The organism is Kitasatospora sp. NPDC051170, assembly GCF_044455705.1.
Lineage (GTDB): Bacteria > Actinomycetota > Actinomycetes > Streptomycetales > Streptomycetaceae > Kitasatospora.
Map to the genome: position 1 here is coordinate 141015 of NZ_JBITFA010000006.1, position 12216 is coordinate 153230.

The following is a 12216-nucleotide window of genomic DNA, read 5'->3' on the forward strand; positions in this document are numbered from 1 at the left end:
CAGGCGCGGCGGCAAGCCGAACCCGAACACCCGGCGACAGAACCCGCACCAGGACCAGCCCGAAGGAGTCAGGCCAGTGAAACGCAGCAGCAGAGCCACGCAGGAACGTCCGCGCACTGCGGGAGGTCGAGCGGCAGCACTGGCCACGGCCCTGTGCTGCGGGCTCGTCACGGCCCCGTTCGCGGCCGCTGCCCCGGCGGTCGCGGACTCCGGCGGCTGCGCGGCCTTCCCGGCCCCCCTGTCGGCCACCATCCGCCCCAGCCCGGCGACTTCGCCATGGACGGGCAGCTGGGGCACCGCCCTGAGCACCGCCGGACCGGCCGCGCAGTCCGGCGTGTCAGGCCGGCAGACCCTGCGGATGGTCGTCCACAGCAGCATCGCCGGAAGCAGCGCCCGGATCCATCTGGCGAACACCTTCAGCTCGGCTCCGGTCACCATCGGCCATGCGACGATCGCCGTCCAGGGCTCGGGCGCGACCCCGGCGGCCACACCCCTCACGCTGACCTTCGGCGGAAACCAACAGACCGTCATCCCGGCGGGTGGTGACGCCTACAGCGACCAGGCCGCCTTCCCGGTCACCGCCGACGAGAACCTCCTGGTCAGTATCCATCTGCCCGATCCGGTCAGCTCCGCGCCCTACCACCCGGACGCCCTCACCACCTCGTACACCAGCGCCCCCGGCGACGGCGCCGACCACGCTGCCGGACTCGGCAGCACCGGCTTCACCACCGCCTACTACCACTGGGCCTACCTGAGCGGACTCGACGTCACGGCGGCCGGCAGCGGCGGAACGGTCGTGGCCATCGGGGACTCGCAGACCGACGAAGGCCACACCACGGCCGACACCAACCGCCGCTGGGTCGACGACTACGGCAGGGCCCTCCAGGCCCAGCCGAACCCGATGGGTGTGGTCAACGAGGGCCTCTCGGGCAACCGTCTGCTCACCGATGTGACCGGCCAGAAGGCCGCCTACGGGGCCAGCGCCCTCACCCGGTTCGACCGCGACGTGCTGGCCCAGCCCAACGCCCGCTCCGTGATCCTCTACGAGGGCATCAACGACATCTCGCTCGACGGCGCGACGGACACCGCCCTGGAAACCGGGATCCAGCAACTGTCCGCGCGGGCACACGCCAAGGGACTCGGCTTCAGCGTCGCCACCATCCCGCCCTTCGAGGGCAACAGCATGTACTCGGCGGCCAAGGACAACGTCCGACAGTGCGTCAACGCCTATATCCGCACCACCTCCGACATCGACCACTACCTCGACTTCGACCAGGCCACCCGCGATCCGCTGGCACCCGGCCGCCTCTTCGCCGGGTACTACAACCGGGGCGACGACCAGCTGCACCTCAACGACAACGGCAATCAAGTCCTGGCGAACACCATCGCCGCCCCGCCGAAACCGCCCTCCGTCAGCCTGAACTTCTCGCAGCAGGTGGCCGGCGACTTCCGGGGCACCGGCCACTCCGACCTCATCGCCCGCGAAGACGCCACCGGCAACCTCTACCGCTGGCCCGGCAACGGCGACGGCACCTTCGGCAGCCGGGTCCTGCTCACCAGCGGCTGGAACTTCACCCAGACCACGGCCGCCGACTTCAACGGCGACGGCACAGCCGACCTCGTCGCCCGGGACTCCTCCGGCAACCTCTACCTCTGGACCGGCAACGCCGGCGGCACCTTCAGCGCACCCGTCAAACTCACCGACGGCTGGAACTACAGCCAGACCACCGCCGCCGACCTGACCGGCACGGGCCGCGCCGACCTGGTCGCGGCCGACGCCTCCGGCAACCTCTACCGCTGGCCCGGCAACGGCGACGGCACCTTCGGCGCTAAGAAGCTGCTGACCAGCGGCTGGAACTTCACCCAGACCGCCGCCGCCGACTTCCGCGGCACAGGCCATGCCGACCTCGTCGCGCGCGACGACACCACCGGCACGCTCTACCGCTGGCCCGGCAACGGCGACGGCACCTTCGGCAACCGGGTCCTGCTCACCAGCGGCTGGGCCCCGTTCTCCCAGACCACCGCCGGCAAGTTCCGCGGGACCGCTGCCGCCGACCTCCTCGCCCGCAACGACACCACCGGCGATCTCGACGAGTGGGACAACGCCGGCAACGCCTCCTTCACCCGCCCCCTGCGACTCACCGGCGGCTGGTAGGCAGCGTCCCTCCCACTTTCGAATCCCGCATCCTCCGCACCCGCCCGCCAGGGCAACCGAAAGGCCCCGACCGGTTCGCCGGTCGGGGCCTTCGTCGTCCCTCGTGTCCTTCGGGAACCGGGATCGCACCGAGATCGTTTCAAACGATGTTCGAATAAGCGGTAGCGCCATCGCGCACCTGTCCCGGGGGAGGGAACCGTGTCGAAGGACATGTACAAGGAGTTCTCGGAGAACGTCGACCGCGAGGTCGTGAAGCTCGTGGACCGAACCAGCCGGGAGGCCGCACAGGCCGTCGACCGGGCACTGGGCAGGGGCCCCGCCGCCGGGGCGTTCGACACGGCGCACTGGCAGCGCCGGCTCGACGACCTGCTCACCACCCACCGCATCCCCGGCGCCGTACTGGCCGTCCTCACCGGCGGGGAGATCCACGAACTGGCCAGTGGCGTCCTGCACACCGGCACCGGCGTCGAGACCACCACCGACTCGGTGTTCCAGATCGGCTCGGTCAGCAAGGGCTACACCGCCGCCCTCGTCCTGGCCCTCGCCGACGCCGGCAAGCTCGACCTGGACCAGCCGGTCGTGACGATCCTGCCGGACTTCGCCCTCGCCGACGCCGAGGCCGCCCGCACGATCACGCCGCGTCAGCTCCTCAACCACACCAGTGGGATCGAGGGTGACTACGTGAACGACACGGGCCGCGGCGACGACTGCCTGGCCCGCTACGTCGAGGGCGCGCGTGACGTCGGCCTCACCAACCCGCCCGGCGCCACCATGTCGTACTCCAGCACCGCGTACAACGTCCTCGGCCGAATCGTCGAGGTGGTCACCGGCCGGACCTGGGACGAGGCGCTCAAGGAGCTGCTCTGCGACCCGATGGGACTCCACCAGACCATGACGCTGCCCGAGGAGGTCCTGCGCTTCCGCGCCGCGATGGGGCACATGGGCGAGCCCGGCGAGGACCCGACGCCCACTCCGCTGTGGAACATGCTGCCCCGCTCCGCCGGACCGTACGGCGGCATCAGCGCCACCGCGGCCGACGTGGTCCGCTTCGCCCGGCTGTTCATCGACGGCGGGACGGCACCGGACGGCACCCGGGTGCTCTCCGCCGCCGCCGTGGAGGCGATGCTGACCCGCGAGGTCGAGATGCCCGACCAGTGGTTCCTCGGCGCCCACTGGGGCCTCGGCTGGGGCCTGTTCGAATGGGACGGCGTGCGCGGCTTCGGCCACGACGGCAGCACCTTCGGCCAACTCGCCTACCTGCGCGCCATCCCGGAGAAGGGCCTCGCCATCGCCCTGCTCACCAACGGCGGAGGCGCCGCGCCCAAGGTCCACGAGGCCCTCTGCCGCGAGCTGAGCGCCGAACTCGCCGGCGTCACCATGCCCGCGTTCGGGCCCGCCGAGCACCCCCTGACCGTCGACCCGGAGCCCTTCGCCGGCCGCTACCCGCGCGAGGGCTTCCTGATGACCATCACGCCTCGCACCGGGGACGACGACGGCGAAGGCGTACTGGACCTGCGCTACGAGGGGGTCGGGGGCCTGGCCGGCACCTTCGACCCGCTCGTCTGGCACCTCACCCCCGTCTCCGACACCCCCGCCAAGACCGTCTTCGCCGGCCGCCGCAACGCCAAGGACGCCTGGATCCCGGTCGTCTTCTACGCACTCCCGGACGGCAGCCGCTACGTCCACTTCGGCGTCCGCGCCACCGCCAAGTCCGCCTGACGCCACCACGACCACGACCACGACCACGACCACGACCACGGGAAGGGTCGGCCGGTCAGCCGGTCTCGTTCACCCCGGTCCAGACGGGTTCAGCCGCCACCCAGCGGTCCGCTCCGCCGCAGTTTTCGAATCTCGTATCCTCCGCACCCGCCCGCCAGGGCAGACGATGGGCCCGACCGCACTGCGGTCGGGCCCATCGGTCGTTCCGCCTCACGGAACGCCCTCGGCGGGGTTCAGCGGCACAGGGCGGCGTCCACGGTGCGTTCGAGATTCCTCCGGTCCGCCTCGTCGGTGAGCTGCATGGTGACCGCGACGTTGGCGGCGCGGCCGTCGTCGGTGGCGCCGCCCCGGGTCTCGTACCCGGGGAAGCTTCCGCCGTGGCCCCAGGAGAGGCCGCCGCACGGCAGCGGCCGGCTGACGAGTCCGAGCCCGTAGCGGGCGCCGGGGCCGAAGGTCGCCTCGGCGGGGACGGTGGAGCGCATCTGGGCGAGCTGGGCCGAGGGCAGGAGGCGGCCGGCCAGGAGTGCGCCGAAGAAGCGGTTGAGGTCGGAGCCGGTGGAGACCAGCTGGCCTGCCGCCCAGCCCCAGGAGGGGTCGATCTCCGTGATGTCGCGCAGCGGCGCGTCCGCCGATTCCCGGTAGTAGCCGTGGGGGTGGGGCTCCCGGATGCTCGCGTCACCGGGAGCGGGGAAGTAGGTGTGGCGCAGCCCGGCGGGTCGGACGACGCGCCGGTCGATCTCCTCGGCGAGGGGACGGCCGGTGACCTTCTGGACGATCAGGCCGGCGAGCACGTAGTTGGTGTTGCTGTACTTCCAGCTCGTCCCGGGGGTGAAGTCGGCCGGGTGCCGGAGGGCTGTGGCGAGCAGTTCGCGGGGGGCGTAGTACCGGACGTCGTCCCCGAGGTAGTCGCTGTAGTCGGGGAGCCCGCTGGTCTGCTGGAGGAGCTGGCGGACGGTGATGCGGCGCCCGTCGATCCCCTCCCCGCGGACGAGGCCGGGCAGGTAGGTGTCGACGGAGGCGTCCAGGTCCACCCTCCGCTCCGCGACGAGCTGGAGGACGACGACCGCGACGAAGGTCTTGGTGTTGCTGCCGATCCGCACCTGCCCGTCGACGGGTACCGGTGCGCCGGTGGCCAGGTCGCCGACTCCTGCGGTGTAGGTCCGGGTGCGGCCGTTCCGGTCCTGGACGCTCGCCAGCGCGGCGGGCATCCCGTCCTCGCGCACCAGCGCGTTCAGGCTTCGCTGGACGGAATCCTGTCTGGCGGCGAATGCCTGCGGCGCCGCCAGGACGCCCGGCGTCATGACGCCGATGGTCAGCGCGGCTGCGGCCGACAGGGCCCGTCGCCGCCGAAGTCCTTGCCGTGTCTGTCCACGCATGAGTCAACTCCTCGGGAATCGCCTGATCTTCGTTCGGGTCGCCCGGCCCGGGCGCGGTGGGCCCGGGCGAGCCGGGCCCGGGCGCGGTGGCGTGCCTCAGTCAGCCGCACAGGGCCCTGTCCACGGCGTCCTTCACGTGCTGCGCGGCCGCCTCGTCCGTCGGGATGGTGGTGACCGCGACATTGGCGGCGCGGCCGTCGTCGGTGACACCGCCCCGGGTCTCGTACCCCGCGATGTCGCCGCCGTGGCCCCAGTAGACGCCGCCGCAGGACAACGGCCTGCTCGTGAGCCCCAGCCCGTAGCGGAGACCTGAGGTCCCGGCGGGGACGGTCGTGCGCATCTCGGCGAGTTGGGCCGCCGGGAGGAGGCGTCCGGCGAGGAGCGCGGTGAAGAAGCTGTTGAGGTCGGAGTTGGTGGAGATCAACTGGCCTGCGGCCCAGCCTGCGGAGGGGTCCAACTCCGTGAAGTCGCGCAGCGGTCCGTTCGCCGGGTTGCGGTGGTAGCCCTGGGGGTGCGGCTCTCGGATGGCCGTCTCGCCGGGGGCCGGGAAGTAGGTGTGGCTCAGCCCGATCCGCTTGATGACGCGCCGGTCCATCTCCTCGGCGAGGGGGCGGCCGGTGACCTTCTGGACGATCAGGCCGGCCAGGACGTAGTTGGTGTTGCTGTACCCCCACTTCTCCCCCGGAGCCGCGTCGGCCTTGTAACGGAGGGCGATGTCGAGCAGCTCGCGGGGCTCGAAGTACCGGTTCCTGATCTCGTCGTCGTCGAGGTGGATGCCGTAGTCGGGGAGTCCGCTGGTGTGCTGGAGGAGCTGGCGGACGGTGATGCGGCGCCCGTCGATCCCCTCCCCGCGGACGAGGCCGGGCAGGTAGGTGTCGACGGTGGCGTCGAGGCCGATCCTCCCTTCGCCGACCAGTTGCAGGACCACGACCGCCGTGAACGCCTTGGTGTTGCTGCCGATCCGTACCTGGCCGTCCCTGGGCACCTTGGAGCCGGTGGTCAGGTCGCCGACTCCTGCGGTGTAGGCGCGGGTGCGGCCGTTCCGGTCCTGGACGCTCGCCAGCGCGGCGGGCATCCCGTCCTCGCGCACCAGTGCGTTCAGGGCCTGCTGGACGGTGTCGGGCCTGGCGGCGGCGGCACTGGAGGCGGAGGCGGCGGACGGGGCGAGGGCGCCCAGCGTCATGGCGCCGATGGCCACCGCGGCGGCGGCCGACACGGCTCGTCGCCGCCTGCCGCCCTGCTGCCGGGTCGAGGAACGAAGGCCCTGCCGGATCCGAGCACGCATCAGTCAACTCCTGGGGAATCGTTTGGACTGGGCACGATCCTGATGTCCAGGGCCCTCCGACCGCATCGCGGGAAGGCGGGAGAAATCGCTCCCTCGATCGGGGGAGGCTGCCGGTGGGCTGCCCGGCGATACTGGCGACCATGATCAGGGGAATCCCGCCGCTACTGCGCGGCTCCACGTATTCGGGTGTGCTGTTCGCCTATTGCGGCGCGCTGGCGAGCCTTCCGCTGCTGCCTCTCGCCCTGTTGCCGGCGCTGTCGTGGCGATCCGCTCCCGAGAGCGTGCAGATCGTCCTGGTGCTGCTGGTCTGGGCGGTACTGGTCGGCGCGGTCGGACTGGCGCGCCCCGTACGGCGGGCGCTGGTCGTGTCCGCCCGCCGGCTGCTGCGGGTGCCGCTGCCGAATCCGGTGGCCGGTCGCCGGGCCTCTGGTCCACTCGGCCTCGACCGCTGGCGGACCCCGATCTGGCTGGTGCTGCACGTGGCCGTCGGGTGGACGGGGGCGCTGGCGAGCGGGGTGCTGTTCATCATGGGCCTCTCCCTGCCGGGGAACTGGCTCGGCGGCGAGGTGCGAGCGAGTCTGTTCGGCACGTCGGTCCGGGTGTCGGGCTGGTGGAGCTGGATGATCGCGGCCGTGTGCGTCCTGCTGGCGGTGGCCGTCTGCGTACTGGTGACGAAGGCCCTGCGGTGGTCGGCGCCCCGGCTGTTGGGCCCGTCGGCGGCCGAGCGGCTCGCGCTGGCTGCCGAGCGGGAGCGGCTGCTGGCCGAACGCAACCGGATCGCTCACGAGTTGCACGACTCGATCGGGCACACGCTGACGGCGGCCACCATCCAGGCAGCGGTGGCGGGCCAGGTGCTCTCCGCCGACCCGGCGGCGGCGCGGGCCGCCATGCGCAGCATCGAGGAGTCGGCCCGGGCCGCGCTGGAGGACCTGGACTACGTGCTCGGGGTGCTGCGCGAGGAAAAGCCGGGAACAGCGCCGACCCGGACCCTGGCCGACCTCCCCGAGCTGCTGGACCGTCTGCGGCACGCGGGGGCGGTGGTGGAACCGACCCTGTCGGGCGAGCTGGCGCAGGTGCAGGGGACGCTCTCCCGGGCGGCGTACCGGATCCTCCAGGAGGGGTTGACGAACGCGCTGCGCCACGGGGCGGGCGGCCCGATCGAAGTCCGGGTGACGGCCGCGCCGGACGGACTGGATCTCACGGTGGTCAACCGGATCGGGGCACGGACGGGCCCGGGCGCGGGTGCCTTCCCGACCTCCGGCCACGGTCTGCCCGGACTGGCCGAGCGCGTCCGGCTGCTGCACGGTGAGTTCCGGGCCGGCCCGGACGGGACGCAGCACTGGCGGCTGGCCGTCCGGCTGCCGGTACGGGTCGCGGCGTGAGTGGATCCGACGCGGGCGAGGGCACGGCCAGCGCCGCCGTCACCAGCCCCGCCGCCACCAGCCCCGCCGTCACCCTCCTGATCGCGGACGACGACGAGGTGACCCGCAGCGGCCTGCGCACGCTGCTCGCCGCACAGCCGGGGATCACGGTGGTCGGCGAGGCCGCCGACGGCGTCGAGGCGGTCGAACGGGCGCAGAGCCTGCGGCCGGACGTGGTCCTGATGGACGTCCGGATGCCGCGTCGCAACGGGATCGAGGCCACCCGCCAACTGCTGGCCGAAGCGGCCGACCCGCCGAAGGTCGTGATGATCACCACCTTCGAGAACGACGGCTACGTCACCGCTGCCCTCAGCGCGGGCGCCAGCGGCTTCGTCCTCAAGCGCCTCCCGGTCCGCCAGATCGCCGAGGCGGTCCGGGTGGTGGCGGCGGGCGAAGCGGTCCTCTTCCCGGCCGCGCTGGGCCGCATGGTCGCCGCCCGCCCGCTGCGCTCCGCCGAGGCCCTGCCGCAGGCCGCCCTGACCGGCCGTGAGGAGGAGGTGCTGCGCTTGATGGCCACCGGGCTCTCCAATCCGGAGATCGCGGAGTCCCTCACGGTGAGCCTGGAGACGGTCAAGACCCACGTCGGAAACGTGCTGACCAAGCTCAGCGCGCAGAACCGGACCCATGCCGTGGTGATCGCGTACGAGTCCGGCCTGGTGGTCCCGGGCATCGTCGGCTGACCGTTCCGAACGGCACCCGACCGAGACGGCGACAACCCGAGACGGCTGCAACGCGATCCCAGCGAGCCGCTCCGCCGCGGGTGAGGACGCCCACTCGCTCGGCGACGGTCCTGACCTGTGGCGACCCCGCGCCCGGGGCGGGGCCACCCCCCGGACGGGGCTCAGTCGACCGTGAGCACCACCTTGCCGAAGGGGCCGCTCTCGCGCAGGTGACGGTAGGCGGTGAGCGCCTCGTCGAAGGCGAAGACCCGGTCGATCACCGGATGGATGCCGTGCTCCGCCAGGGCCGCGTTCATCTGCTCGAAGGCCGCGCGGTTGCCGACCGCCAGTCGCTGGAGCGAGAAGAAGCGGCCGTTGATAACGTCCGGGTCGATCAGCACCCCGTCGGAGGGGAAGGCGCCGGTCACCGAGATCTGGCCGTTGAAGCCGACCGACTGGACCGACTTCGCGATGCTGGGCGCACCGACCGCCTCCAGGACCAGGGCGACCCCGCGCCCGCCGGTGAGCTCGCCGACCGTGCCCTGCCACTCGGGCGTCAGCTGCCGGTCGATCACGTGTGCCGCACCGAGCTCCCGCAGCCGCTCGGCCTTCTCCTCGCCGGAGGCGACCACGATCACCCTGCCGCCGAGGGCGGCGGCGAACTGGACCCCGAACAGGGCCACCGCGCCGGCGCCGACCACCAGTACGTCGTCGCCGGCGGCCATCGGCCGCGGCCCGGTCGTCAGCGCCGACCACGCCAGCACCGCGGCGCAAGGGAGCGTCGCGGCCTCCTCGAAGGAGAGGTGCGCCGGGATCCGCACCACCGACTCCTCGTCGACGACCTGATAGTCCGTCAGCATCCCGTCCAGGCTGGCCCCGTACTGCTCGCCGACCAGCGGGAGCGTCATCGGCCCGTCGATCCAGCGCCGGAAGTAGGTGACTGCCACCCGGTCGCCGACCTGTGCCCGCCGCACGCCCTCGCCGACGGCTACGACCTCCCCGGCCCCGTCGCTCAGCGGCACGACCCCCGGGGCAGCGGGAACCGGATAGGTCCCGTCCAGGATCATCAGATCCCGCCGGTTGAGCGAGGCGGCCCGCACCCTCACCAGCACCTCGTGCGGGCCGGGCTCCGGGACCTCCTCCTCCCGGACCACCAGTCCGTCCAGGCCGTCCTCGGGGCGGTCCAGGTGGTAGGCGGTCCGGAACCTGCGCTGCGTGTTCGTCATCGTGCAACTCCCCCTCGTGGATTCGTCGTTGGCGATCACACTAGGTGGACGGAGCTCCGCCGGAATCAGTCATGGATAGGTAGGGCCTGTAGGTAGGGCCAGGCGGAAGGACACTGCCGACGGCACCCTTCGAGGCTCGGCCGGCGCCGGCGCTACGTCCACGGGTGTCAGTGCTGCGGGCGCAGGCCGTCCAGGGCGAGTTCGACGAAGCGGCGCCAGTCGCCCACCGCGTTACGGCTGATCGCCGCCACCGCGCCGGCGATCATGTAGAGATCGGAGACACCGGCGTCCTCGCGCACCGTGCCGTCGGCACGGCCCCGCGCCAGCAACTGCTCGCCGACGTCCAGCAACTGGGCGCCCACCTCCCCGCCCGGTTCGGTGTTGCCGAACGCCACCTCGATGACCCCGGACACCCCCCGCCCCTCCTCGTGCGCCCGCCCGATCGCGTCCAGGAAACCCGCCAGCGCCTGCCGCCCGTCGGGCAGCGACAGGCACTCCTCACGCGCGTGGCGCAGGATCCCGGCGAACCGCTCCTCGGCGACCGCGGCGACCAGCGCCTGCCTGGTCGGGAAGTGCCGGTAGACCGTTCCGACGCCCACACCCGCCGCCTTCGCGATGTCGGCCATCTGCACCGCGTCACCGTGTGCGGCGAACAGCTCACCGGCCGACTGGAGCACCCGGCTCCGGTTGCGCTCGGCGTCCGTACGCGGCTTTCGGCCCGCACTCGTTGACATCTGGGACGCTCCTCTGCGTATGCTCAAACCGGAATCGGATTCCGAATCTGATTCCTCCTTTGAAAGGATACCTTTGTGGACCGCTTCATCCTGCTCGCAGCCGGCACGTCGCGCCCCACCTCCGCCCATCTCCCCCCGGGTACCGCCGTCAAGGCGAGCGCCGACGACACCGAGGGCCGCTTCGGTCTCACCGAGCACTGGGGCCCCGACCCCCTGCCGTCGCCCCATCGGCCGGACGGCGACGAGATCCTCTACCTGCTCGACGGCGAACTGAAGGTCGAGACCGAGGACCTCGTCCACCACCTCACCCCCGGCATGTGCGCCTTCCTCCCGCGCGGCACCGCCCGGACCGTCGATGTCCAGCCCGAGGCCCGGGTACGCGCCCTCCGCCTCTCGATCCCCGCCCCCGCTCCCGCCGCCTCCGATGCCGACGCCGACGCCGATGGCCGGCGCCCCGTCCACGTCCTGGCCCCGGGCGAGGTGCGGCCCGGACGGATCCCGGTCCCACCGGCCTTCGCCGCAAAGGTTCGGGGCACCGACACCGGGGGCCGGCTCTCGCTGCTGGAGATGACGGTCACCCAGCAGATCCCCCGCCATGTCCACCACCTGGCCGACGAGGCGGTCTACGTCCTGTCCGGCGACCTCGCCGTCGAGTTCGCCGACCAGAGCCACCTCCTCTCCCCCGGCCAGTTCGTCCTCCTGCCCCACGGCATCCCCCACGCCCTGGCCCCCGGCTCCACGCCGCCCCCGCGCGTGCTCCAGATCTCCTCCCCGGGCGGCTGGGAGTGCTTCGTCGAAGACTTCGTCGAGGCCCGGACGTCCGTCAGCACCGCCGGCCGGCTCGACCCCCGCGAACTCAACCGCATCGCAGCCCCCTACGCCATCACCTACGAAGACCCGTCCTGAGCTCGGCCGTCCCGCCGCTCAGCACCCGAAGAGCCGGCCGCCCCGGACCTTGGCGCCGGGCAGGAGACGTCAGAGGGCCCGGACCGCCTCGGAGCGGTCCGGGCCCTCGTCGTTCACAGGGCCGCCTGGCCCCTTGTCAGTCGCGGAGATCGAGGGGCACTTCACATACGCCGTAAACATGCGCCGTAGACGAAGTAGACAAAACCTGAGGGTTCACCGCGCCGCACACCGTCCGCTGCTGATTTCGGTCGGTACGCCGCGCGCCGTCAGCCGGGCTCGTTCCAGGAGGCCATCTGTTCCCGGAAGGTCGGGCAGGTGACGATGTCCGTCCGGCCGCACTGGAGGGCGTGGGTGAGCAGCTGGTGGGCGTGGTCGAGGTCGAGCATGCGCTGCTCGACCTCGGCGATCTTGGCGCGGATCATCGCCTGCCGGCGCGGCTGGTCCTCCTGGAACTCCCGGACCTCGGCCAGGCTCAGGCCGGCCTGCTGGAACTTGCGCAGCAGCACGATCCGGTCCGCGGCCGACGGCGGGTAGCGGCGCTGCCCGCTCTGGCGCTCGGGTGCGGGCAGCAGGCCGTTGCGCTCCCAGAACCGGATGGCCGACGCGGGTACGTCGGTGATCTCGGCGAGCTGGCCGATGGTCATGCGCACGATCCGGCCCCTCCTCGACTTCCTCTCCCCCGCGCCGGGTGGGCGCTTGACTTGAACCTTAGTTCAAGTCGCAGAGTTGCCGACA

The 12216-nt window shown here is 72.2% G+C and carries 10 protein-coding genes; 5 read left to right on the forward strand and 5 right to left on the reverse strand.

What is annotated here, in order from left to right; all coding sequences use genetic code 11:
• Positions 1–334: 334 nt before the first annotated feature.
• Both ACIBCA_RS15535 and ACIBCA_RS15540 read left to right on the forward strand, forming a co-directional pair.
• On the forward strand, positions 335–2155 hold the full coding sequence (locus ACIBCA_RS15535; RefSeq protein WP_396283394.1) for an FG-GAP-like repeat-containing protein: 1821 nt from the start codon (positions 335–337) through the stop codon (positions 2153–2155).
• 198 nt (positions 2156–2353) lie between these two features.
• Positions 2354–3874, forward strand: a complete 1521-nt coding sequence (locus ACIBCA_RS15540; protein ID WP_396283395.1) for a serine hydrolase domain-containing protein — start codon at positions 2354–2356, stop codon at positions 3872–3874.
• Positions 3875–4107: 233 nt separating this feature from the next.
• Here the strand turns inward: ACIBCA_RS15540 and ACIBCA_RS15545 are convergent, their stop codons facing one another.
• Together ACIBCA_RS15545 and ACIBCA_RS15550 are read right to left on the reverse strand one after the other, a co-directional pair.
• Positions 4108–5250, reverse strand: coding sequence for a serine hydrolase domain-containing protein (locus tag ACIBCA_RS15545; RefSeq protein WP_396283396.1), 1143 nt, complete (start codon positions 5248–5250; stop codon positions 4108–4110).
• 100 nt (positions 5251–5350) lie between these two features.
• The gene (locus ACIBCA_RS15550) at positions 5351–6535 is read right to left on the reverse strand and encodes a serine hydrolase domain-containing protein (RefSeq protein ID WP_396283397.1); all 1185 of its coding nucleotides are present in this window, start codon (positions 6533–6535) and stop codon (positions 5351–5353) included.
• 140 nt (positions 6536–6675) lie between these two features.
• On the opposite strand from ACIBCA_RS15550, the gene ACIBCA_RS15555 reads away from it, so the two are divergent.
• Both ACIBCA_RS15555 and ACIBCA_RS15560 read left to right on the forward strand, forming a co-directional pair.
• The gene (locus ACIBCA_RS15555; protein ID WP_396283398.1) at positions 6676–7917 is read left to right on the forward strand and encodes a sensor histidine kinase; all 1242 of its coding nucleotides are present in this window, start codon (positions 6676–6678) and stop codon (positions 7915–7917) included.
• The gene (locus tag ACIBCA_RS15560; RefSeq protein ID WP_396283399.1) at positions 7914–8636 is read left to right on the forward strand and encodes a response regulator; all 723 of its coding nucleotides are present in this window, start codon (positions 7914–7916) and stop codon (positions 8634–8636) included. Before ACIBCA_RS15555 ends, ACIBCA_RS15560 begins: the two co-directional genes overlap by 4 nt.
• Positions 8637–8797: 161 nt before the next feature.
• Here ACIBCA_RS15560 and ACIBCA_RS15565 read toward each other — a convergent pair whose 3' ends face one another.
• Positions 8798–9841 (reverse strand): NAD(P)-dependent alcohol dehydrogenase, encoded by a 1044-nt coding sequence (locus ACIBCA_RS15565; protein ID WP_396283400.1) that lies wholly within the window; start codon positions 9839–9841, stop codon positions 8798–8800.
• Between the two features lie 167 nt (positions 9842–10008).
• Entirely contained in the window at positions 10009–10575 is a 567-nt protein-coding gene (locus tag ACIBCA_RS15570; protein ID WP_396283401.1) for a TetR/AcrR family transcriptional regulator, read from the reverse strand.
• A 75-nt stretch (positions 10576–10650) separates the two neighbouring features.
• Here ACIBCA_RS15570 and ACIBCA_RS15575 point away from each other — a divergent pair, with 75 nt between their 5' ends.
• Complete coding sequence (locus ACIBCA_RS15575) at positions 10651–11481, forward strand: cupin domain-containing protein (RefSeq protein WP_396283402.1); 831 nt, start codon at positions 10651–10653, stop codon at positions 11479–11481.
• A 266-nt stretch (positions 11482–11747) separates the two neighbouring features.
• Here the strand turns inward: ACIBCA_RS15575 and ACIBCA_RS15580 are convergent, their stop codons facing one another.
• On the reverse strand, positions 11748–12125 hold the full coding sequence (locus tag ACIBCA_RS15580) for a MerR family transcriptional regulator (protein WP_396283587.1): 378 nt from the start codon (positions 12123–12125) through the stop codon (positions 11748–11750).
• Positions 12126–12216: the final 91 nt, after the last annotated feature.